Origin of the sequence: Nocardioides sp. CPCC 206347 (genome assembly GCF_048654605.1) — a bacterium.
Lineage (GTDB): Bacteria > Actinomycetota > Actinomycetes > Propionibacteriales > Nocardioidaceae > Nocardioides.
In genome coordinates, this window is sequence record NZ_JBMCYZ010000003.1 from 513319 (window position 1) to 534364 (window position 21046).

The window sequence follows — 21046 nt, forward strand, 5'->3', positions numbered from 1 at the left end:
TGGGACTGGTTGCCCGACCCCTGTGCGGGGTAGGAAGGGTCCCGTGACGCAACCGCCGGAGCAGCCCAACGAGAACCCGCCCTACGGCCAGCCCGGCCAGCCCGGCCAGCCGCAGCAGTGGCCGGTCGCGCCACCGCCTGCCGGTGGCTACAACCCGCCTCCCGGTGGTGGCTACACGCCACCGCCTGCCGGTGGCTACAACCCGCCTCCCGGTGGTGGTTACACCCCGCCTCCCGGCGGCTACGCCCCGCCTCCGGGCGGCTACGGCGCCCCGTCGCCGTACGGGCAGAAGCCCTCGGGTGGCAGCGGCAAGGTCATCGCGATCGTCGTCGGTGTGATCGTGCTGCTCGTCCTGGTGGTCTGCGGTGGCGCCGTGGGGCTGCTCATCTGGGGCGCGAACACCGTCGATGACGCGCTGGACGAGTTCGATCCCGACCGGGTCGGGGGCAGCAACAACCCGATCACGCTCGAGGTCGGCGAGGAGTTCGAGATCGACGGCGTCGAGTACGCCGACGGGTGGTCCGTCGCGTCGCCGAAGGACGAGTACACCGGTGAGACGATCAGCGGGCTCAAGGGCACCAATGACCGCGCCGACGAGTCGGGGGAGTCGGTCTACCTCAACTTCACGTTCCTCGACGGCGACGACACGGAGGTCGGTGAGGTCAACTGCACGTCGAGCGGTGACATCTCCCACGGCAACACCGAGGAACTGAGCTGCACCAACTACTCCAGGTTCACGGGCTCCTACGACCACGTCGAGGTCGCGGCGTCGTACTGACCCCCTAGCATCGGCGCCATGAGCGATCAGGAGCTGCTGGCCGGGTACGTCGACACCTGGTGGACCTCGGTCGGAGACCTCGTGGCGTTGCTCGAGGAGCTCGGCCCCGACGCCTGGGCGACGCCCACGGACCTGGCCGGGTGGGACGTGAAGGCCGTCGCCTCCCACACCGCGCACCTCGAATCGATCCTGGCGGGTGGGCCGGACGAGACCGCGGAGATCGCGGACGCACCCCACATCACCGGCCCGATGAGCCAGTTCACCGAGATCGGTGTGGTCACTCGCCGCGACCGTGAGCCGGCGTCGATCATCGAGGAGCTCCGCTCCACCACGAGCGCCCGCCACGACCGCCTCGTCGCGGACCTGCCGAGCGACGGGGCGGCGCCCGCCGACGGCATCTTCGGGCTGATCGGCTGGAACCAGCGCACCCTGCTGCGCAATCGCCCCCTCGACATCTGGATGCACGAGCAGGACATCCGCCGCGCGGTCGGCCGCCCGGGCGGGATGGACAGCGCCGGCGCGCAGCACACGGCCGACTACCTGTCCGAGGCCTTCGGGTTCGTGGTCGGCAAGCGCGTGAAGCCGCCCGCGGGTACGACGGCCGTGCTGGCCGTCGCGGGCAGTCCCACCGTTGCGGTGGAGATCGGTGACGACGGCCGGGGTCGCCGGCTGGACGTCGTACCGGACGCCCCGACGGTGCGGATCGACACCGATCGGGAGAGCTTCATCGTGCTTGCAGGCGGACGCCGTGCCGCGGAGCCCGGGTCCGTCGTTGTCACAGGAGACCAGGAGCTCGGTCGACGTGTCGTCGAGCGGCTCGCGACCACACCTTGAGGACCGTCATGAACTGGAACGTCGCCGACCTGCCCGACCAGACCGGCCGGACGATCGTGGTGACCGGCCCGACGCAGGGGGGCCTGGGCCACTACACGGCCCTCGAGCTGTCCCGGCGCGGTGCGCGGGTGGTGCTCGCCGGACGGAACCCGGCCCGGGTCGAGGAGACGGTGGCGGCGATCCGGTCGGAGGTGCCGGAGGCGAAGCTCGAGGCGCTGCACCTGGACCTGGCCAGCCTCGCTTCGGTGCGCGCCGCGGCGGCCGCGGCGCAACAGCTCGGCCCGGTCGACGTACTGATCAACAACGCCGGGGTGATGGGGACGTCGTACTCCCGGACGGCGGACGGCCTCGAGCTCCAGATGGCGACCAACCACTTCGGGCCGTTCCTTCTGACCGGGTTGCTGCTGCCCCAGCTCGTGCAGAGTGCGGACGGGCGCGTGGTCTCGGTGGCGTCGATGTTCCACCACTGGGCCGGCAAGGCGCCGCTCGGGGATCCGCGGGAGCAGACCGGGCGTTACAGCAAGTGGCGGGTCTACGGGCAGTCCAAGCTGGCCAACCTCCTGTTCACCGCCGAGCTCGACCGACGCCTGCGCGCGGCAGACCTGCCGGTCCGGGCGGTCGCAGCCCATCCCGGTTTCGCCGGGACCCACCTCGCTGCCAATGGCCAGTACGGCCGTTCCGGAGGCGGCATCGCGTCGATCCTCGACGCCACCGTCAAGGTGATCTCGCAGTCGGCTGCCGCGGGTGCCTGGCCGTCCCTGATGGCGGCCACCGACGACCTGCCGGGCAACACCTTCGTCGGTCCGAGCGGGCTGAACCAGATGGTCGGGACGCCCCGGATCGTCGGGCGCAGCAAGCTGGCGCGGGACGAGGGCGCGGCGAAGAAGCTGTGGGAGATCAGCGAAGCGACGGTCGACCTTCAGTACCCCTGAGGTAAAGGTTTCTCGTACCGCCGACGGGCCGTTGCGGACCACCTACCCTCGAAGGGGGAGGGCCCTGGACAGGCTCTTTGCGGTGGGGGGATCGGCGTGGCAGGAATCGACGACGGGCAAAGCTCGAACGCTGACTTCTACGCGGCCCTGGTCAGGCAGTGGGAGGCCGAGGACCGCGACCTGGTGCAGCAACCGCCCGCCGACGAGCTCCTCAACGAGCTCGATGTCGAGGAGATGGTCGAGCTCGGCTGGGTCGCGTGCGACCTCACCGACGAGGCCGTCGTCATCGCCGCCTGCGTCCGCCCGGCCGAGGAACTCGTGGTCGAGGTGCAGGAGCACTTTCCCGGCCGCACGATCGAGTTCGTCCGCTGCGCGCAGCAAGACCTCGATGCCGTTGCGATGCGGGTACGGCGCCAACGGGCCGGGGTCAGGCGGCCGACGGTGCTGCCGATCGTCCGGCCACGGCACCATCTGCTCGCGCTGACGAGCGCCGCGCTGACGAGCGCTGCTGCGTCCGTGTTGCCGATCGGGCTGGCGGGTTCGCTGCTGCTCGGCGCGGTCGTCGTCTTCGTGACCGGTGCCCTGGTCTCCACCAGCGCCGGGTACCCGGCGCTGGTGAACGACCTCCGTGGCCCGCAGCGACCGGAGCTGCGCGTGGTCGCATCCCTGCCGTTCGACATCGTCAACGACCCGATCTCCGCGGACCAGGGACTGCCCGTCTACACCGTGATCATGCGGCTCACCGGCGGCGATCGCGCGCTGGATGCGCTGCGGGAGAACTTCAGCATCATCGACTACCCGTGGGCTCGCACCGATGCGATCCTGCTCGTCGCCGACAGCGACGTCGAAACCCTCGAGGCCCTGCGCCGTACGACGCCGCGCGCCTGGACCCGGGTGACCCGGGTCCCCGACGACGACTTCGCGGATCCGGTGCGGGCCTACGACCATGGCCTGGCGTTGGCGCGCGGTCGTTACGTCGTCGCCTGGGAGCAGGACGAGACGCCCGCAAGGGATCAGGTACGACGGGCGGTGGCGGCGTTCGAGAAGGACCTGAACGAGCGGATGAAGAGCGGCGACGCCGTACCGCCCCTGCTCGCGCTGCGGGTCGCCCACCGGTTCAGCTCGGCCTCCACGGCGTTCGGCCGGCTGTCCGCAGCCGACGAGGCGTTGCGCCTGGACCGCGGCACCGGAGCAGCTTCCGGGTCTGCCGGTGACCCCGACGTCACCTCGACGCACTGCAACATGCGGTTGCTGCGCCGGTTCGGAGGGTTCGCCAGCCTCGCGTGGCGTCCGACCATGGAGGGCGCCGGGTCCGACGTGCCGCCCCGGATCGAGGAGCTGGACTCGACCTCGACGCGGGCCGGCGCCCCCGGTCCGTTGCGGTGGACCCGCAACCGGTCCGAGGCGTTCGCCCTGATCGCGCTGGACGCGGTGGTGCAGGTACGGAGCATGGCGGACCTGCGCCAGCACCGCGACGTCGCTCGGTTCCGGGCGCTCGCCGTCGGGCTCGGTACGGCGGTGATGTTCCTCGCCTATCCCGTGGTGCTGGTGGGAGCGCTCATCGCGGCGGTGCGGACCCAGGACACCGACGGCAGCCGCGCGCAGGCGATCGCCTGGGTGGGCCTGGGGGCCGCCCTGTCCGTGCTGGTCGTCGCGATCGGTGCGGCCTGGCTCGTGCTGGCGCGGCGCCGGGGGTGGCGGGTCGGGTTCGCCGCACTGGCCGTGCCCGTCCTCTGGTTCCTGCAGGCCCTTGCCGTGTGGTCGGCCTTGGTCGCCGTACTGCTGCAGCCGTCGCTCCACCGGGACTGGCCTAGCCTGAAGCCGTGACCAGCAACGACATCGCCCTGCGGGTGGCCGAGGTTCGATTCACCCCCGTCCGGTTGCGGGAGGGCTACGACATGGGTGAGGTCGACGCCTTCCTCGACCGGATCGTCGCGGTCGCGAACGATCCGGCGGCCATTGCTGCGCTCGTGAGCGGCGCCCGCTTCACGCCGGTGCGGCTGCGGGAGGGCTACCACATGGGGCAGGTCGACGCGTTCGTCCGCGGCCTGGTCGGTGGTGAGCCGAGGATCCCTGCTCCCGCTCCGGCGCCGGCACGTCCGCCGCACGACGGTGGCATCACCGAGACGCGTAGCTGGCGGTCTCGACTGTTCGGGCCCAAGGGCCGCTGAAGCGCGGATCAGGCGGCAAGCGGGACGGAACCGGGCATGATCGTCGGCTGGCACGCGCACGTGTCGCTGCAGGCGAGGTAGGTGTGCACCGCGTGCCCACAGGCCGGGCAGGGCAGGTCGTGACTGAGGTGCTGCTGGGTGTTCGGGGTCGTGTCCCACATGGTCCTGTCTCCTTGGCCGAGTCGTGAGGTTCCTTCACTAGGACGACGAAGGGACCCACGCTGATACGACAGCTTCGGGGCAGCAAAATGATCGGCCGGGACCGGATCAACCAGGTTGATCCGATCCCGGCCGAAACTCGACGATGCGGGCTCAGCGCACCCGCGGCCCGTAGGACGCGTCGGCCTTCTTGAAGGCGGCCTCGCGGGCCGCCTTGGTGTTGCGGGCGGCTAGCAGGAAGGCCTGTTCGATGCGCTCCCGGGCGAACGTCCTGCGCGGCGAGGAGTTCCAGCTGTCGTTGAACAGCCGCTTGGCCGCGGCCAGGGCGTCAGGGGACTTCTGGGTGAGCTGCTCGGCGAGCCGGAACGCGGCCGCGACGGGGTCGTTGTCGAGCTTCGTGACCAGGCCGAGCTCGAGGGCGCGGGAGCCGTCGAAGATCTCCGCGGTCATCGTGAGCAGCTTGGCCTGGTCGATGCCGACCAGTTCCTTGAGCGCCTGGATGCCGGACATGTCGGGGATCAGGCCCCACTTGCCCTCGAGGACCGACCAGCGGGAGTCGGGGGTGGCGATCCGGAAGTCCGCGGCGAGCGCGATCTGCAGCCCACCGCCGAGGCAGTGGCCGTGCACGGCCGCGATCACGGGGACCGGGATCCGGCGGAAGGCCCAGGGGGCTTCCTGGAAGGTGTTCGTGCCCCGGAGCGGCCGCGGGACGAACGCCTTCGCGACGCCCACCGGGTTGCGGAGCACCGACGCGAAGTCGAGTCCTGCGCAGAACGCGTCACCCTCGCCGCTGATGACCACCGCGCGCAGGGACTTGTCCTTGCGCAGCATCGTCGCGGTCGCGACGAGGTCATCGAGGATGTCCAGGGTCAGCGAGTTCAGCTTGTCCGGCCGGTCCAGCCGGACGTGCGCGATGCCGTCGGTGATCGTGCAGGTCACCTGGCTGGGGTGGTTGCTCATGGACCGATACTACTGCTCAGTAACCACCATGCCGTACGACGTGGGTCACGTCGTACGGCACCGGATGGTCAGGCGGCCTTGGTGTCCGCCGCGGCGAAGTCCTGCTTGGCCTTGCGCTCGAGCAGCTTCAGCATGACGCGGCGCTTGCGCTTGTCGGCGGTGGAGATCTTGTAGAGCGCCACCAGCTGGGTCGGCAGGTTCCTGGCGTTCGTGGTCTCGAGCCAGCCGTTCGGGAACGACAGCCGGACGACCTTGTGCCAGGCGCTGGCGACCTGCGGGATGAACGGGCGGGTGAGGTAGGTCAGCTCGTACTTGTCGAACACGGCCTTCACCTTGGGCGCGACCTCGGCGTACCGGTTGCTCGGCAGGTCGGGGAAGAGGTGGTGCTCGATCTGGTGCGACAGGTTGCCGCTCATGATGTGCAGCGCGGTCGAGCCGGAGAAGTTGGCCGATCCGAGCATCTGGCGCAGGTACCACTCGCCGCGGGTCTCGTTCTTCGGAATCGACTTGAGCTCGAAGGTCTCGACGCCCTCGGGGAAGTGACCGCACATGATGACCGAGTGCGACCACACGTTGCGGACGAGGTTGGCGGTGAAGTTGGCCGCCAGGGCCGGCAGGAAGGACCCGGTCGGGATCGCGAGCGCCGGGTTGACGACGTAGTCCTTGGTGGCCTGCTTGCGGATCTTGGTCAGCGTGCCCTTGAGGTTCTTCTTGAACGCCTCGCTCCGCTTGTCCTTCGGGATGCGCAGGTTGCGGCCGAGCTCGAGGTCGTACGCCGCGATGCCGTACTCGAAGAAGCAGGCGTTGATGAAGTTCCACATCGGCTGCGCGAGGAAGAACGGGTGCCAGCGCTGCTCCTCGTCGACGCGCATGATGCCGTAGCCGAGGTCGTTGTCCTTGCCGACGATGTTCGTGTGGGCGTGGTGCACCTGGTTGTGCGAGTGCTTCCAGGCGTCCGAGGGAGTCGCGTTGTCCCACTCCCACGTCGTCGAGTGGATCTTCGGGTCACGCATCCAGTCCCACTGGCCGTGCATGACGTTGTGGCCGATCTCCATGTTCTCGAGGATCTTGGCGATGCTCAGGCCGACGGTCCCGGCGACCCAGGCGGGCGGGAAGATGCTCGCGAGCAGGACGGCGCGGCTGCCGAGCTCCAGCTTGCGCTGCACGTCGACGACCTTGCGGATGTACGCCGCATCGCGCTCGCCACGGGTGTCGATGACCTCCTGGCGGATGGCGTCGAGCTCGGCGCCGAGCGCCTCGATCTGCTCGGGGGACAGGTGCGCGATCGGGTTGGTGCTCTTCTGCGTGATGGTGGTCATGCGGAGGCTCCTTCGAGTTCGATGTGGCAGTCGCCGGCGGCGGCGCTGATGCAGGTCTGGATGGGAACGCCACCCGGGTTGGTCTCGCCCGGGACGGCGACGGTGACTTCTCCGGTGCGCAGGTCGCGCACGACGCCGGACTTCATGGGCAGGACGCAGCCCATGCAGATGCCGATCCGGCAACCGCTGGGCATGAGGACGCCGGCCGACTCGGCGGCGTCGAGGATCGGGGTGGCGCCGTCCGCCTCGACGACCTGGTCGCTGCCGCCGGTGAAGGTGACCGTGCCGCCCTCGCCCTCGGTGTCGACGATCGCCGCGCGGAACCGCTCGGTGTTGAGCGTGAGCCGGCGCTCGGCGTAGAACGCCTCGAGGGTGTCGAGGAGGCCGGCCGGGCCGCACGCGTAGGCCGCGCGCTCGGCGAGGTCGGGGACCTCGGTCTCGAGGTCGGCCGTGGTGAGCAGGCCGTCGGTGTCGGTGTGGCGCTCGATGAGGCGGATCCGGCCGGCCTCGGCGTGGTCGCGGAGCTCGGCGCCGAAGATGACCTCGTCGCGGCTCATCGCGGAGTGCACGAGGACGATGTCGAAGTCGGCGGCGACGCTGTGCGCGTTCGAGCGGTTGTAGAGGTTGCGCAGCATCCCGATGACCGGCGTGATGCCGGAGCCGGCGGTGACCAGGAGCAGCTTGGTCGGGCCGACGCCGGAGGTGTCGAGGACGAAGTCGCCCTCGGCCTGGGCGAGGTGGACCATCTGGCCGGCCCGGGCGCCGTGCACCAGGTGCTGGGAGACGGCACCGCCGGGGATCGCCTTCACCGTGATCGAGATCCGGCCGTCGCGGCGCGGGCCGTGGGTCAGGGAGTAGGTGCGCCAGAGGCGGACACCGTTGACGTCGACCCCGACCCGGACGTACTGGCCGGGGATGTGGCCGGCCCAGTCCTTGCCGGGCTTGATGACGATCGTGGCGGCGTCGGCGGTCTCGGCCTGGACGGACTCGATGCGTCCCTGCAGGCCGACTGCAGCGCCGGGGCGCAGGGGAGCGAAGTGGTCGAGGATGTCGTCGACGGTCAGCGGGGTGACCGCTGCGTCGAGGACGGTGCGAAGCCGGGACGTGAGCCTTCCGGCGCGGGCGGCCGCTGTGGGGGCCGCGGTCGTGGTGCTCATGCATCAAGCGTCGCAGTCGGGCGCGCTAAACTCATGACACCAGTTGGTGAATCTACTACCCGGTTTTGTTCGCAAAAGACAAAGATGCAGGAGGACCGCGCATGCCTCGACGTTCGGTACGACGACCCGACGGCGCCGCGTTGCTCCCTCCTGCCACGGTCACCGCACTGCGATCGGACCTGGCGGCCGTCGCCGACGACGTGGTCGTGCAGATCATCCGTGAGGTACCGGCCTACGAGGACGCCTTCGGTGGGCCGATGGGCGAGACCATCCGCGGCGCCGTGCAGGTCGCCCTCGGCGGGTTCCTGTCGATGATCAGTGACCGGGACGCACCGGCGCCCCGTTCCTCGGCCGTGGACGGCGCCTACCAGCTGGGGCGCGGCGAGGTCCGCAGCGGCCGCACCGCCGACGCGTTGCTGTCGGCCTACCGGATCGGTGCGCGGGTCTCCTGGCGGCACCTCTCCGCACGCGCCGTGGAACAAGGCATCGACCCCGCCACCATGGCGTCCTTCGCCGAGATGGTCTTCGCCTACATCGACGAGCTGTCGGCGGCGAGCGTCGCCGGGCACCGTGACGAGTCAGCGACCGAGGGCCGGATCCGGCAACGGATGATGGAGCGCCTGGGCCGCAACCTACTGGCCGGTGCCGCCGAGGCGACCGTGCTGGCGGCTGCCGAGCGCGCTGAGTGGACGCCACCGTCGACCCTGACGGCCGTCATCGTGCCGGAGTCGCAGGCGGGTGCGCTGCAGGAGCTGTTCCGGCGCGGCACGCTCCAGGTCGCCGATCTCCCGGACCTCGACGGCTCGGTGCTGCTGATGGTCCCGGACGCGCACGGCCGGCGTCGCGCGACGCTGCTGCGGATGGTGCGCGACCGCGACTGCCTCGTCGGGCCGGCCCGGGACTGGCTCGACGTGCGGGCGTCGTACGACCGGGTGATGCGGGCGCGGGCGCTCGGCCTCACCGGGGACACCCAGACCCACCTGCCGCGGCTGGTGCTCACCGCCGACCTCGACGCGCTCGCCGACCTCCGGGCCCAGGTGCTCGCGCCGCTGGACGAGCTGCGCCCCACGGCCGCGGCCAAGCTGCGCGAGACGCTGCGGGCCTGGCTGCTGCACCAGGGGCGCCGCGACGACATCGCGGAGGCGCTCTTCCTGCACCCACAGACGATCCGCTACCGCATGAACCAGTTGCGCGACCTGTTCGGCGACCGCTTGGAGGACCCGGATACTGTCCTCGCCCTGACCCTTGCGCTCGGAGTGGAGGAGGTGTCGCGGTGAACCGGTGGCCGCTGCTCGCCACCCTGCTGCTCGTGCTCGCCGGCCTCACGGCCTGCTCCGACGACGTCAACGCGAGCAAGAACAGGGGAGCGCCCATCGAGGCGGGCGACAAGTACGTCGCGCTCGGCGACTCCTACACCGCCGGCGGGTACCTGGGCGACCAGACCGGCGCCGAGGGGTGCCTGCAGTCGGACGGCAACTACCCCCACCTGCTCGCCAAGGAGCTGGACCTCGACCTCGACGACGTGAGCTGCGGCGGCGCTCGCGCGATCAACCTGGAGAAGCCGCAGTTCCCGACCGGCGGTCGCGTCCCGCCCCAGCTCGATGCCGTCACCAAGGACACCCGGCTGGTGACCCTCAGCATCGGCGGCAACGAGTCCGGGCTCTTCGCCAGCATCGTCGTCAAGTGCGTGAACCTCGGCGGGGAGGACCCCACGGGCAGCCCGTGCACCGACCTGGCCGCGCAGCGGTCGGCCAAGCTGTCCCAGCTGATCGACAAGGTCGCCAGCGACATCGAGGACGCCGTCGGGGACATCCTCGATCGTGCGCCCGAGGCGCGCGTGGTCATCGTCGGCTACCCGCAGGTCATCCCCGCCACCGGTTGGTGCCCGGCGATGCCGCTGGCCCCGGCCGACTATCCCGTTGGGCGTGAGCTGTTCAGCGAGGTCACCCGCGCGCTGGAGGCGGGAGCCGAGAAGGCCGGCGCCGAGTACATCGACGTGTGGTCGGCCACCGAGGGCCACGACATCTGCGCCAAGGACCCGTGGGTCGCCGGCGCGTCGCCGGACCCGAAGCGGGGCGGGTTCGCGTTCCACCCCTACATCGAGGAACAGCAGGCCGTCACCGACCTCCTCGTGAAGCAGCTCGGCGACACCGCGCCGGACTGACCACCTCTGCCCACCTCTGGCTGCCTCTCGCTGCCTCTAGGGAGGACCCGCGGCCAGGGTGTGTGCGAGGAGCGCCTGTGCCGTCCAGCGCAGCTGCCGGGCTGCCGCGGGTCGCGAGAGCCCGGCGACGTCGGTCAACCAGACGAGGGCCTCGATCCCGGTCGCGCTGCGGATCCCCACGGCCAGTCGCCGGATCTCCGCCTTCCCGAGCTGCGGCTCCAGCGGAGCGAGGGCATCGGTGAACCACCCGATCGCCCGGCCCTGGCGCAGGGGGAGCTCGCGCTTGTCGGAGGCCTCCAGCGAGAGCCGAAGCATCGTCCGCTGCTGCCCCTCGGTCTCGAGCACCATCGTGACGAACCGCTCGACCGCCTGGTCGAGCCTCGCGGCCGGGTCATCGCCGGCGTCGTCCGACAGCAACGACGTGGTCGTGATCTCCGGGTGCGCCGCGATCAGGAGCGCGGTCTGGCTGGGGAAGTAGCGGTAGGCGGTGGTCCGCGACACCGATGCCCGCTCGGCCGCCTGCTCCACCGTGGGGGACGGAGTGCCCTCCTCGATCAAGGCCCGCGTCGCGGCGATCAGCTCGCCGCGGGTGCGTGCCTTCTGCCGGGTCCGGCCGGACTCCTCGTACGCCGTTGACATGCCTCTTACGGTACCTTAGTGTCGTTATGGGACACGAGTCCCATATAGGAGAGAAGGCGTCATGGACACATTGACAGCCACGGTCCGGCAGCAGGGTGAGGGCGAGCAGGCCTGGTTCTGCGGCGGGGGCAGGCTCACCTGGAAGGTCACCGGTGCCGAGACCGGTGGCGCGTTCTTCATGTTCGAGGACCAGCTCGAGCGGGGGAAGGTCACCCCGCTGCACATCCATCCGAACGCCGACGAGACGTTCTACCTGGTCGAGGGCGAGCTCCTGCTGCACATCGATGGCGAGGAGACCGTCCTGGGTGCGGGCGGCGTCGCGGTGTTCCCGCGCAACGTCCCGCACGCCTTCATGGTCACCTCGCCGACGGCCAGGATGCTGGAGTTCCAGAACCCCGCGGCCGGCGAGGCGTTCTACCGGCACGCGAGCGAAGCCCGGCCGACACCGGTCGACTTCGACCGCATCCGTGCGGCCGCCGAGGCCACCGGCGCCATCGAGATCCTGGGCCCGCCGCCCTTCCGACCCCCGGTCGGCTAGGCGCGGGCCCGCCGTCGATGTCTCAGGCCCCGAGGGCCTGGATCGCCTCGTGAATCGACAGCGCGCGCTCGGCGGACTCGACGTGGAGGCTCTCCACCATCTTGCCGTTGTAGGTCACGACGCCGGCACCCTTGCCGTCCTCCCAGGCCTGGATCAGCCCGCGGGCGTCCTCGACGGCCTGCTCGCTCGGGGCGAAGGCGGTGTTCGCGCCCTCGACCTGGCCGGGGTGGATGAGGGTCTTGCCGTCGAAGCCCATCTGGCGGCCCTGCTCGCACTCGGCGAGGAAGCCGTCGATGTTCTTCACGTCGTTGTAGACGCCGTCGATGATCACGATGCCGGCGGCGCGGGCCGCGAGCAGGGCGAGGCCCAGGCCGGTGATCACGGGCTGGCGGCCGGGGACGTGCTCGGCGTACAGCTCCTTGACGAGGTCGTTGGTGCCCATCACGAAGCCGGTGAGGCGCTCGGAGGCGGTGGCGATCCACAGCGCGTTGAGCATGCCGATCGGGGTCTCGACCATGGCCCAGAGCTTGGTCTTCTCCGGCGCTCCGGCAGCGCCGAGGGCGTCGACGAGCGCGCGGACCTCTTCGGCGGAGTTCACCTTGGGGACGAGTACGACGTCGGGGCCGGCCGCGGCCGCTGCGACGATGTCGTCGTCGTGCCACTCGGTGCCGATGCCGTTGACGCGGATGATCAGCTGGCGGCGGCCGTACTCACCGGACTGCACGGCAGCGGCCGCGGACTGGCGGGCGCCGACCTTGGCGTCGGGCGCGACGGAGTCCTCGAGGTCGAAGATGATCGCGTCGGCAGGAAGGGTCTTGGCCTTCTCCAGTGCCCGCTCGTTGGCGCTGGGCATGTAGAGGACGGACCGGAGGGGCTTGAACTCGCTCATGCCGGGACCTCGATCGCGTCGTAGGCGGCCTTCAGCTCGGGATCGATCTCGGCCAGCTGTTCGGCCAGCGCGACCAGGACCAGGCACTGCTTGAGGGAGGCGTCGTCCTCCATCTTGCCGTCGATCATCACGGCACCGGTGCCGTCGCCCATGGCGGCCGCGACCCGGCGAGCGTGGGCGATGTCCTCGACGCTGGGCGCGAAGACGCGGTTGGCGATGGCGATCTGCTTGGGGTGCAGGCTCCAGGTGCCGACGCAGCCGAGCAGGAACGCGTTGCGGAACTGGTCCTCGCACGCCACGACGTCGGCGATGTCGCCGAACGGGCCGTAGTACGGGTAGATGCCGTGCGTCGCGCAGGCGTCGACCATCTTGGCGATCGTGTAGTGCCACAGGTCCTGCTGGAAGATCGCCCGCGGTGCGTCGATCTGGCTGGTGCCGTCGTCGCCCTTCGGCGGGTCCTCGCGGACGAGGTAGCCCGGGTGGCCGCCACCGACGCGGGTGGTCTTCATCTTGCGGTCGGCCGCCAGGTCGGCGGGGCCGAGCGAGAGGCCCTGCATGCGCGGGCTGGCGCCGCAGATCTCCTCGATGTTGGCCACGCCGCGGGCGGTCTCGAGGATGGCGTGCACGAGGATCGGCCTGGTGATGCCGGCCTTGGCCTCGAGCTGGGCGAGCAGCCGGTCGATGTAGTGGATGTCCTCGGCGCCCTGCACCTTCGGGACCATGATCACGTCGAGCTTGTCGCCGATCGCCGGGACGAGCGCGGTGAGGTCGTCGAGCACCCACGGGCTGTCGAGCGAGTTGATCCGGGTCCAGAACTGGGTCGGGCCGAAGTCGGTCGACTGACCGATCCGGATCAGGCCCTCACGCGCGGCGACCTTGTTGTCGGCCTTGACGGCGTCCTCGAGGTTGCCGAGCAGTACGTCGACGGTGCCGACCATCCCGGGGATCTTCGCGGCCATCTTCTCGTTGCTGGGATCGAAGAAGTGGATCGCGCGGCTGGGCCGGGCGGGGATCTCGCGGGGCGGCATGGGCGCGCCCACGGCCAGCGGTCGGAAAAAGTCCTTGGGGCTCTTGTGGCTCACGTTTGGACAACTTACCGGCGGGTTGCCTTCGTTGGGTATGACGGATGTCTCGGCGAGACGTGGCGATGTCCTATCGGGACCATCGCGTCATCGACGACGCCACCAGCGTGTGCGGCGTGCGGGCTCGGGTGCCGCCACCGCGGGCGTCGTACGACGGCGGGCGGCGCGACGTTCGTGCCAGGCAGCGAGGGTCTCGTCGACGTCGCGCGGCAGGGTGATCAGCGGCGGGCCGTCGACGGGTGTGTAGCGGGCCCGGATGACGCGCGCGTTGAATTCCTCGACGAACCTGCGGGCCTCCTTCTCGGAGGTCAGGGTGTCGAGGTGGTCGTCGAGCCCGGCGTCGTCCTTGCGCAGCTGGAGGGCCGGTGGGAGGACCGCGATGTGCTCGCGTTCGACCAGCTTCTTGAGCCACCACTCCGGGTCGTAGGTGTCGCCGAGGCCCTCGATCGGCTTGCCGGCGCCGGGCAGGTTGTCGAAGTCGCCGCGTTCCATCGCCTGCCGGATCTGCAGGTCGACCCAGGTCTGCTGGTGCTCGATGCGGGCGCGGGCGGCCTTCTTCTCGGCCTCGCGGGCATCGAGGGCGTCGGCGGGCCCGGCTTCCTGCTGGTCCTCGGTCATCGCGATCACCCCGTTTCGCCATCAAGGGTGCCACGGGACCCCAGTCCCGTCAGGCCTCGTCGCGCAGGAAGCCGGCGACCAGCGGCGCCAGCTCTTCGGCACTGGTGACCAGGCCCAGGTGCCCGTCGGAGTAGACGTGGAGACGGGCGTGGGGGAGCAGGCGTCCCATGATCCGGGCGTTCACCAGCGGGATGATCGGGTCGTCGTCGCCCGCCAGGATCAAGGTGGGCTGCCGGATCAGCGGCAGTGCCGGGAGGCTCGACCAGCCCGCTCCGGCGAGCAGCTGGAGCAGGTAGCCGCGGCGGGACCCGACGCGGGACTGGTCGTGCATGAACCGGCGTACGTCGTCGGGCCGGTCGCGCATCTGCCCGCCGTACAGCTCGGCGGCGACCTGGACGGCGTAGCCCGCGTCCCGGTAGCGCCGCGGGGTGATCATCTTGCGCAAGACCTGTGGCCCGGCGGGGACCATCAGGGCGCCGGTGGCGGTGCTGGCCAGCACCAGGCGCCGGCAGCGACGCGGCTGCTGGAAGCCGATCTGCTGCGCGAGTCCGCCGCCCCACGAGATCCCCAGGACGTCGTACTCGTGATGGCCGAGCCGGGTCATCAGCTTGCCGACGCCGTGCGCGAGGAGCGCGAAGTTGTACGGCGTCCGCGGGTCGGGCGATCCACCGACGCCGGGCACGTCGAAGCGGACCACCTCGATCCGGTGGTCCAGCGCGTCGACGAAGGGTTGCAACAGGTCCAGGCTCGCGCCGATCCCGTTGCACAGCAGGAGCGGCGGCCCGGGCTCACTCCCCGGTCGGACCGAGACCCGGATCGGGTGTCCGAGCACGGTGACCTGGCGGAGCTGGTTCACGGGGTGATGCCTCACTTGTCGTAGACGTAGGTGCCCGGGGCGTCGGCCAGGGGCTGCAACCGGGTCGAACCGAGGTCCTTGGGTGCCGGCTTGAGGTCGCCGCAGCGCTGGTTGAGCCACGCCGTCCCGTCGTTCCACCAGCTGCCCTGCCGGGTCTCTGCTCCCTTGAGCCAGGCCTTCGCGTCGGCGCCGTGGTCGTCGTTGGTGTGGAAGGTCGCCTTCGGGTTGCCCGGCGGGTTCACCAGGGCCGCGATGTGGCCGCTGGTCGAGAGCACGAACCGGCTCTTCCCACCGAAGAGCTGGGTGGTCCGGTAGCAGTTCTCCCACGGCGTGATGTGGTCGGCGATGCCGGCCACGATGTAGTTGTCGACCGTGACCGACCCGAGGTCGATCGGCACGCCGAGTACCGACAGCGCACCCGGGCGGATGAGCTGGTTCTCCATCGCGAGGTCGACGAAGTCGGCGTGCAGCCCGGCCGTCATCCGGGTGGTGTCGGCATTCCAGAACAGGATGTCGAAGGCCGGCGGCTTCTTGCCGAGCAGGTAGTTGTTGACCCAGTAGTTCCAGATCAGGTCGCTGGGGCGCAGCCAGGCGAAGACCTCGGCGAGGGCTCGTCCGTCGAGGTAGCCCTTCTTCGCCGACCGGGCCTTGGCCCGGGCGGCAAGGCGCGGGTCGGTGAGTGCAGCGACGGTGCCCGATCCGGCGTTGTCGATCACGGTCACGGCGAGGACCACGCCGGCGAGACGGTCCTGGCGCCCGATGCCGGCGAGGTACGCCGCCACGATGCTGGCGAGGATGCCGCCGGAGCAGATGCCGGCCAGAACCGTGCGGGAGCTCCCGGTGATCTCCTCGACGGCGTCGAGCGCATCGAGGATCGCGCGGGCGTAGGTGTCGAGGTTCCAGTCCGCGTGCCGGGCGTCGGGGTTGCGCCAGGAGATCACGAACATCTGCCGGTTGCTCTGGACGCTGAACTCCACGAGGCTCCGGCCCGGGGCGAGGTCGATCGCGTAGTACTTGTTGATCGTCGGCGGGACGACCATCAGCGGTACCTCGTAGACCTCGTCGCACTGCGGCAGGTACTGGATCAGCTCGAGGACGTCGTTGCGGAACACGACGGCGCCCGGCGTGGCCGCGACGTTCTCGCCGAGGGTGAAGCCGGACGTGTCGACCATCTCCGGGATCCTCGGCGAGGACGCGAGGTCCTTGACCAGTGTCGTGCCCCCGCGGACCAGGCTGAGGCCGGCCGTGTCGATGACCGCCTTGGCCGACGCGGGGTTGACCAGGGGGACGTTGCTCGGCGCCACCGCCTCGACGATGTTCTCCAGCAGGAACCGGACCCGCTCGCGGTCCCGGGGGTCGAGGTCGGCGTCGACGACCAACTGCTCGACGGTCTTGCCGGCGGCGAGGTAGATCTGGACGAGACGGCGCAACAGGGGATTGTCGGTCCAGCCGACGTCCGCGAAGCGCCGATCGCCACGACGGGGCGCCACCTCCGACGTCCCGGCGACGATCTTCGCGGCCTCGCCGGCGAGGCCGCCCAGGCGTCGTACCGTCGTCCGCGGCCGGCGGGCCAGCGAGATCGCCCACCGGGCCGTCGATGCGTCGGGCACGAAGCGGCGGATCGTGCCGAGGGCAGCGTCGACGAGCAGGGCGTCGAGCGGTGCGGCGTTCTCGGCGAGACGGCTGGCGGGGATCGTGCTCATCGCGGCTCCTGGGGTCCTCGGGCTGGCCGCTCCAGCGTCTCCCGGCCGGGACGTCGAGCGCATCGGCTGTCTGCACCGGCATGGGTGCGGTGGCCTGTGCACCGGCACAAGCGGAGCGTTACCTTTCGGACGTGCAAAGAGCCGATGTCGACCCCGAGGTGCGTGCGCTGAGCCGCCGCCTGCTCCCGGAGGCCGACCAGCTCGGCCGCCGCATCGCGGAGCGGCTGCGGGAGGAGATCCCGTTCTATGCGGGCAACCCGGTGCTCGGCTTCGACGAGGTCGTCGCGTCCTGCACCGACAACGTCCGGTACATCCTCGGGAACCTCGCCGGCGACGCAGGAGTGAATCTCGACAGCCCGCGACTGACGGGGACGGCTCGCGCCGAGCAGGGCGCGCCCTACGCAGCGGTGCTCCAGGCCTTCCGGCTCGGTGGCCGGTTCATCTGGGAGACCCTCGTCGAGCGTGCCGAACCGGAGGCACGCGACGTGCTGCTGCTCGCCGCCGCCGACATCTGGGCGGTCACCGACGACCTGGCCGCCTCGGTCACCGACGCCTATCGCGGTGCGCTGTCCGACCGCGCGCGGCGCGACGGCCAGATGCGGGCCGTGCTCGTCGGGTCCCTGCTCGACGGCGAGGGGGAGGACGCCCCGATCGGCGAGACGGCCGGCCTGCTCGACCTCGGTCGCGGCGGTGAGTACGTCGTCGTGTCGGCCGAGTCGCCGACGCCTGGCGCCGAGGGCCTTCCGGACGTGGAGCGCTTGCTGCGCCGCAGCAACGCCGTGTCCGCGTGGCGCCTCGACCACGACCACCACGAGGGCGTCATCGGGTTGCGCCAGGGGTTCGGCGTCGAGCGGGTCGTCGAGGCGCTGTCACCCATCGCCGCGGGCCGGGTCGGCATCAGCCGACCGTTGGTGCGATGGGAGGACGCCCGGGAGGGGCGGCGCCAGGCGCGCGTGGCCTGCGCGGCGGGGACGCCGGGCTCGACCGCGGTCGTCCGGTTCGGTGACCAGCCCATCGCCGTACTCCTGGCCAGCAGCCCGGACCAGGCCCGGGCGCTCGCCGAGGCCGTGCTCGCCCCCGTGCTCGCGCTCGCACCCGACGACCGCGCGGTGATGGTCGACACCGCCCGTGCGTGGCTGGAGGGCGGCGGCTCCACGTCCACCGCGGCGAAGGCGCTGCACGTGCACCGCAACACCGTCCGCTACCGGGTACGACGGCTCGAGGAGGTCACCGGGCGTGACCTCGCTCGGCCCGTGGACGCTGCCGAGCTGTACGTCGCGCTGGAGGCGGCCCGGATCCTCGGACTGGGCTGACCCGCTGGGGGTCTATCCCAGCGGAGTCGGACGAACCGCGTTAGAGCGGGACGTCGGCCCGTCGGGGATCGCCGGCACCGGTGGGGAGCGGGACGCGGGAGAACTGCTCGTCGTACAACCTCTTGTAGAGGCCGCCGGCGGCCATGAGGTCGTCGTGGGTGCCGCGCTCGACCAGGCGGCCGTCCTCGAGGCCGAAGATCACGTCGGCCGAGCGGATCGTCGACAGGCGGTGGGCGATGGCGATGGTGGTTCGCGAGCGGGTGGCGCGTTCCAGAGCCTCCTGGACGAGTCGCTCGGTCTCGTTGTCCAGGGCCGACGTGGCCTCGTCGAGGATCAGGATGGCCGGGTCCTTCAACAGCACCCGGGCGATGGCGAGGCGCTGCTTCTCGCCGCCGGAGAGCCGGTAGCCGCGCTCGCCGGTGATCGTCTCGTAGCCCTCCGCGAAGCTGAGGATCCGGTCGTGGATGTTGGCGTCGCGGGCGGCCTGCTCGATCTCCTCGGCGGTCGCGGAGGGCCGAGCGTAGGCGATGTTGTCGCGGATGGTGCCGTGGAAGAGGTAGGGCTCCTGCGTCACCATCCCGACCGCGTCGGCGAGCGAGGACAGGGTGAGGTCGCGGACGTCGTGCCCGTCGATGAGGACGGCACCCTCGGTGACGTCGTAGAACCTCGGGACGAGGTACGTCGCCGTGGTCTTGCCGCTCCCCGAGGGACCCACGATGGCGGCCAGCTCGCCCGGTTCGACCACCAGCGAGACGTGGTCGAGCGCCCAGGTCGGCCCCGCGTCCGGGCCCTCCGCACGTGGGTCCCCGCCGATCCGGACGCCCGTGTCGCCGAACCGGTCGCGGTTGACGGTGCCGGACAGGGAGCGCGGCTCGGGGTACCGGAAGCGCACGTCACGGAACTCGACCCGTCCGCGGAGCCGGTCCGGTTCGAGCGTGATGGCACCGGGGCGCTCGGTGATCGCGGGCTCGAGGTCGAGGTACTCGAAGATCCGGCGGAACAGCGCCAGCGAGGTCTGCACGTCCAGCGACACCCGCATCAGCTGCAGCAACGGCATCTGCAGACGGCCCTGCAGGGTGGTGAACGCGACCAGCGTGCCCGCGGTCAGCGTGTCCTCGCCGGCCGGCACCGATCCGGTGATGATCCACCCCGCGGCGAGGTAGATCAGCGCCGGCGTGATCGCGAAGAACGTCTGCACGACCGCGAAGAACGAGCGGCCGGTCATCGCCTGCTCCACCTGCAGGCGGGTCTGGCGGTGGTTGGCCTCGCGGTAGCGGTCGACCTCCGACTCGGAGCGGTTGAAGACCTTGGCGAGCAGGATGCCGCTCACCGACAGGGCTTCCTCGGTGATCGCGGTCATCTCCGACAGCGACTCCTGGGTGCGCCGCGCCAGCCGCTGCCGGCGGCGGCCGACGCGCAGCTGCAGGAACACGAACAACGGCATCAGGACCAGCGTCAGGATCGTGAGCTGCCACGACAGCACGACCATCGCGGCGAACGCCGCGGCGACGGTCACGGAGTTCTGCACGATCGTGGTCGCGGTGTCGGTCAGGACGGTCCGGACGCCCGCGACGTCGTTGGACAGCCGGGACTGGATCGCGCCGGTCTTGGTGGCGGTGAAGAACGCCAGCTCCATCCGCTGCAGGTGCTCGAACAGGTCACCGCGCAGGTCGGCCATCGCGGAGTTCCCGATGGTCGAGGTCAGCCAGTTCTGCCCGATGCCGATCAGTGACGTGACGACGGGCAGGATGCACATGCCGGCGACCAGCCACGCCAGCAGCTGCAGGCGTGGCGGGCCGCCGTCGAGCGGGAACAGGGCGTCGTCGAACACCGCCCGGGTCAGGAACGGCACCACCGACTGCAGGGCCGCCGCGACCACCACGGCGACGAGGACGAGCACGATCTTGCCGCGGTAGGGCCGCAGCAGCCGGGCGACCCGGGGGAGGACCTTCTGGTTGCCGCGCAGCTCGTCGGGCGACAGGTGCGTGATGTTCGGGCTGGGCCTCATGCGAACCCGGCACCCCAGCGACCGCGGTGCGCCACCTCTTCCCACGGAGTACGACGCCGCCGGCTCGCCGATCCTGCAGCACCCGTGGTGCGGGGGGCCGGGTGGCCGATCGTGATGGCGCCGATGGGGTGTGGCGCTTCCTCCTCGGCCGTGTCGACGAGGCCGAGCACCTCCCGGACGGCGTCGACACGGTCCGGGACCAGCCCGAAGAAGCAGCTGCCCAGCCCGGCGTCGGCCACGGACTGCAGGATCAGCAGCGACGCCATCGCGGTGTCGAGGTGCCAGTAGGGCATCGCCCAGCGGGACTCGTCGCCGACGAGGCCGGCCCGCGCCTTGTCGGCCTCCGAGTAGCGGGCCAGGTACGCAGAGCGGCGACTGCACGGGACGATCACGACGGGTGCGCTCATCATCCCGGCGAGCCAGCGATCGGGGGTGCCGTCGACGGCGGCAGGGGCCTGCGCGGCCCAGAAGCCCTGCACGGCGGCCGGGGTGTCCAGCACGATGAACGCCCAGCCCTGCGAGAACCCGGCGCTCGGTGCGCGGGTGGCGGCTTCCAGCGCCCGCTCGACCACCCCGGGATCCACCGGGTCAGGGGTGTAGGCGCGCGTCATCCGGCGTCGTCGTACGACCTCGGAGAACTCCACCGGCCCAGCCTATTGCTGCCTCGTCTGAGGTAGCTGCGGACCATGCCCGATCACCGCGCCGAGGAACTAAGGCACTTGCCCGATGTGCCGGCCTACCTCAGGGGACGAACCTCTAGGACATGAGCAACAACTACTTCCTCAACGCAGAGAACGAATACCGCCGTGAGCGCGTCGTCCGCGGTGTCGCCGCCAGCCGGTCCGGCCGGACCCGGACCTCCTGGCTGCGGCGCGTGGCCGCGACAGATCCCGCTGTCGAGCGCCACACCCGCTGAGCCCGCGCTG

General features: G+C 70.8%; 22 protein-coding genes. 10 read left to right on the forward strand and 12 right to left on the reverse strand.

Going from position 1 to position 21046, the window contains the following annotated elements; translation table 11 throughout:
• The first annotated feature begins 43 nt into the window (after nucleotides 1-43).
• The 5 genes from ACOACQ_RS13970 to ACOACQ_RS13990 all read left to right on the forward strand — a co-directional run bounded on the left by ACOACQ_RS13970 (nucleotide 44) and on the right by ACOACQ_RS13990 (nucleotide 4715).
• Nucleotides 44-778, forward strand: a complete 735-nt coding sequence (locus tag ACOACQ_RS13970) for a hypothetical protein (protein ID WP_420288537.1) — start codon at nucleotides 44-46, stop codon at nucleotides 776-778.
• Nucleotides 779-796: 18 nt separating this feature from the next.
• Nucleotides 797-1612, forward strand: coding sequence for a maleylpyruvate isomerase family mycothiol-dependent enzyme (locus ACOACQ_RS13975; protein WP_378599612.1), 816 nt, complete (start codon nucleotides 797-799; stop codon nucleotides 1610-1612).
• A gap of 8 nt (nucleotides 1613-1620) precedes the next feature.
• A complete protein-coding gene (locus ACOACQ_RS13980) occupies nucleotides 1621-2544 on the forward strand; it encodes an oxidoreductase (RefSeq protein ID WP_378599614.1) in 924 nt (307 codons plus the stop codon).
• Between the two features lie 96 nt (nucleotides 2545-2640).
• Complete coding sequence (locus tag ACOACQ_RS13985; protein WP_420288538.1) at nucleotides 2641-4371, forward strand: hypothetical protein; 1731 nt, start codon at nucleotides 2641-2643, stop codon at nucleotides 4369-4371.
• The gene (locus ACOACQ_RS13990) at nucleotides 4368-4715 is read left to right on the forward strand and encodes a DivIVA domain-containing protein (RefSeq protein WP_378599620.1); all 348 of its coding nucleotides are present in this window, start codon (nucleotides 4368-4370) and stop codon (nucleotides 4713-4715) included. The genes ACOACQ_RS13985 and ACOACQ_RS13990 overlap by 4 nt, the downstream gene beginning before the upstream one ends.
• A gap of 8 nt (nucleotides 4716-4723) precedes the next feature.
• Here the strand turns inward: ACOACQ_RS13990 and ACOACQ_RS13995 are convergent, their stop codons facing one another.
• From ACOACQ_RS13995 to ACOACQ_RS14010, 4 genes are all read right to left on the reverse strand, one after another.
• A complete protein-coding gene (locus ACOACQ_RS13995; RefSeq protein ID WP_378599623.1) occupies nucleotides 4724-4876 on the reverse strand; it encodes a hypothetical protein in 153 nt (50 codons plus the stop codon).
• A gap of 151 nt (nucleotides 4877-5027) precedes the next feature.
• Nucleotides 5028-5834 (reverse strand): crotonase/enoyl-CoA hydratase family protein, encoded by an 807-nt coding sequence (locus ACOACQ_RS14000; RefSeq protein WP_378599626.1) that lies wholly within the window; start codon nucleotides 5832-5834, stop codon nucleotides 5028-5030.
• Nucleotides 5835-5902: 68 nt separating this feature from the next.
• Nucleotides 5903-7153 (reverse strand): fatty acid desaturase family protein, encoded by a 1251-nt coding sequence (locus tag ACOACQ_RS14005; RefSeq protein ID WP_420288539.1) that lies wholly within the window; start codon nucleotides 7151-7153, stop codon nucleotides 5903-5905.
• Nucleotides 7150-8310, reverse strand: a complete 1161-nt coding sequence (locus ACOACQ_RS14010; RefSeq protein WP_378599631.1) for a ferredoxin reductase — start codon at nucleotides 8308-8310, stop codon at nucleotides 7150-7152. Before ACOACQ_RS14010 ends, ACOACQ_RS14005 begins: the two co-directional genes overlap by 4 nt.
• 101 nt (nucleotides 8311-8411) lie before the next feature.
• Here ACOACQ_RS14010 and ACOACQ_RS14015 point away from each other — a divergent pair, with 101 nt between their 5' ends.
• Together ACOACQ_RS14015 and ACOACQ_RS14020 are read left to right on the forward strand one after the other, a co-directional pair.
• The gene (locus ACOACQ_RS14015; protein WP_420288540.1) at nucleotides 8412-9587 is read left to right on the forward strand and encodes a PucR family transcriptional regulator; all 1176 of its coding nucleotides are present in this window, start codon (nucleotides 8412-8414) and stop codon (nucleotides 9585-9587) included.
• Nucleotides 9584-10474, forward strand: a complete 891-nt coding sequence (locus ACOACQ_RS14020; RefSeq protein WP_420288541.1) for an SGNH/GDSL hydrolase family protein — start codon at nucleotides 9584-9586, stop codon at nucleotides 10472-10474. The genes ACOACQ_RS14015 and ACOACQ_RS14020 overlap by 4 nt, the downstream gene beginning before the upstream one ends.
• A 36-nt stretch (nucleotides 10475-10510) precedes the next feature.
• Here the strand turns inward: ACOACQ_RS14020 and ACOACQ_RS14025 are convergent, their stop codons facing one another.
• Entirely contained in the window at nucleotides 10511-11113 is a 603-nt protein-coding gene (locus ACOACQ_RS14025; RefSeq protein ID WP_420288542.1) for a TetR/AcrR family transcriptional regulator, read from the reverse strand.
• Nucleotides 11114-11174: 61 nt separating this feature from the next.
• Here ACOACQ_RS14025 and ACOACQ_RS14030 point away from each other — a divergent pair, with 61 nt between their 5' ends.
• Nucleotides 11175-11651, forward strand: a complete 477-nt coding sequence (locus ACOACQ_RS14030; RefSeq protein ID WP_420288543.1) for a cupin domain-containing protein — start codon at nucleotides 11175-11177, stop codon at nucleotides 11649-11651.
• A 22-nt stretch (nucleotides 11652-11673) separates the two neighbouring features.
• On the opposite strand, the gene ACOACQ_RS14035 is transcribed toward ACOACQ_RS14030, so the two are convergent.
• From ACOACQ_RS14035 to ACOACQ_RS14055, 5 genes are all read right to left on the reverse strand, one after another.
• Nucleotides 11674-12540: an HpcH/HpaI aldolase/citrate lyase family protein gene (locus tag ACOACQ_RS14035; protein ID WP_420288544.1), complete on the reverse strand. Its 867-nt coding sequence runs from the start codon at nucleotides 12538-12540 to the stop codon at nucleotides 11674-11676.
• Nucleotides 12537-13622 (reverse strand): HpcH/HpaI aldolase/citrate lyase family protein, encoded by a 1086-nt coding sequence (locus tag ACOACQ_RS14040; protein WP_378599649.1) that lies wholly within the window; start codon nucleotides 13620-13622, stop codon nucleotides 12537-12539. Before ACOACQ_RS14040 ends, ACOACQ_RS14035 begins: the two co-directional genes overlap by 4 nt.
• An 87-nt stretch (nucleotides 13623-13709) precedes the next feature.
• Entirely contained in the window at nucleotides 13710-14240 is a 531-nt protein-coding gene (locus ACOACQ_RS14045) for a DUF1992 domain-containing protein (RefSeq protein ID WP_378599652.1), read from the reverse strand.
• A 49-nt stretch (nucleotides 14241-14289) separates the two neighbouring features.
• A complete protein-coding gene (gene phaZ, locus ACOACQ_RS14050) occupies nucleotides 14290-15096 on the reverse strand; it encodes a poly(3-hydroxyalkanoate) depolymerase (RefSeq protein ID WP_420288545.1) in 807 nt (268 codons plus the stop codon).
• 11 nt (nucleotides 15097-15107) lie between these two features.
• Nucleotides 15108-16799 (reverse strand): PHA/PHB synthase family protein, encoded by a 1692-nt coding sequence (locus tag ACOACQ_RS14055; protein WP_420288546.1) that lies wholly within the window; start codon nucleotides 16797-16799, stop codon nucleotides 15108-15110.
• 131 nt (nucleotides 16800-16930) lie between these two features.
• Between ACOACQ_RS14055 and ACOACQ_RS14060 the strand changes: the two genes are divergently transcribed.
• On the forward strand, nucleotides 16931-18112 hold the full coding sequence (locus ACOACQ_RS14060) for a PucR family transcriptional regulator (RefSeq protein ID WP_378604337.1): 1182 nt from the start codon (nucleotides 16931-16933) through the stop codon (nucleotides 18110-18112).
• 40 nt (nucleotides 18113-18152) lie between these two features.
• Here the strand turns inward: ACOACQ_RS14060 and ACOACQ_RS14065 are convergent, their stop codons facing one another.
• Nucleotides 18153-20120 (reverse strand): ABC transporter ATP-binding protein, encoded by a 1968-nt coding sequence (locus ACOACQ_RS14065; protein WP_420288547.1) that lies wholly within the window; start codon nucleotides 20118-20120, stop codon nucleotides 18153-18155.
• On the reverse strand, nucleotides 20117-20764 hold the full coding sequence (locus ACOACQ_RS14070) for a nitroreductase family protein (protein WP_420288548.1): 648 nt from the start codon (nucleotides 20762-20764) through the stop codon (nucleotides 20117-20119). Before ACOACQ_RS14070 ends, ACOACQ_RS14065 begins: the two co-directional genes overlap by 4 nt.
• A 119-nt stretch (nucleotides 20765-20883) precedes the next feature.
• Here ACOACQ_RS14070 and ACOACQ_RS14075 point away from each other — a divergent pair, with 119 nt between their 5' ends.
• Nucleotides 20884-21036, forward strand: coding sequence for a hypothetical protein (locus tag ACOACQ_RS14075; RefSeq protein WP_378604346.1), 153 nt, complete (start codon nucleotides 20884-20886; stop codon nucleotides 21034-21036).
• Nucleotides 21037-21046: the final 10 nt, after the last annotated feature.

Bases quoted from the DNA above. Each gene is read 5' to 3' on its own strand.
- ACOACQ_RS13975 (WP_378599612.1), top strand. From the start codon at position 797: ATGAGCGATCAGGAGCTGCTGGCCGGGTACGTCGACACCTGGTGGACC.
- ACOACQ_RS13980 (WP_378599614.1), top strand. From the start codon at position 1,621: ATGAACTGGAACGTCGCCGACCTGCCCGACCAGACCGGCCGGACGATC.
- ACOACQ_RS13995 (WP_378599623.1), bottom strand. From the start codon at position 4,876: ATGTGGGACACGACCCCGAACACCCAGCAGCACCTCAGTCACGACCTG.
- ACOACQ_RS14000 (WP_378599626.1), bottom strand. From the start codon at position 5,834: ATGAGCAACCACCCCAGCCAGGTGACCTGCACGATCACCGACGGCATC.
- ACOACQ_RS14005 (WP_420288539.1), bottom strand. From the start codon at position 7,153: ATGACCACCATCACGCAGAAGAGCACCAACCCGATCGCGCACCTGTCC.
- ACOACQ_RS14010 (WP_378599631.1), bottom strand. From the start codon at position 8,310: ATGAGCACCACGACCGCGGCCCCCACAGCGGCCGCCCGCGCCGGAAGG.
- ACOACQ_RS14015 (WP_420288540.1), top strand. From the start codon at position 8,412: ATGCCTCGACGTTCGGTACGACGACCCGACGGCGCCGCGTTGCTCCCT.
- ACOACQ_RS14025 (WP_420288542.1), bottom strand. From the start codon at position 11,113: ATGTCAACGGCGTACGAGGAGTCCGGCCGGACCCGGCAGAAGGCACGC.
- ACOACQ_RS14030 (WP_420288543.1), top strand. From the start codon at position 11,175: ATGGACACATTGACAGCCACGGTCCGGCAGCAGGGTGAGGGCGAGCAG.
- ACOACQ_RS14035 (WP_420288544.1), bottom strand. From the start codon at position 12,540: ATGAGCGAGTTCAAGCCCCTCCGGTCCGTCCTCTACATGCCCAGCGCC.
- ACOACQ_RS14045 (WP_378599652.1), bottom strand. From the start codon at position 14,240: ATGACCGAGGACCAGCAGGAAGCCGGGCCCGCCGACGCCCTCGATGCC.
- ACOACQ_RS14055 (WP_420288546.1), bottom strand. From the start codon at position 16,799: ATGAGCACGATCCCCGCCAGCCGTCTCGCCGAGAACGCCGCACCGCTC.
- ACOACQ_RS14065 (WP_420288547.1), bottom strand. From the start codon at position 20,120: ATGAGGCCCAGCCCGAACATCACGCACCTGTCGCCCGACGAGCTGCGC.
- ACOACQ_RS14075 (WP_378604346.1), top strand. From the start codon at position 20,884: ATGAGCAACAACTACTTCCTCAACGCAGAGAACGAATACCGCCGTGAG.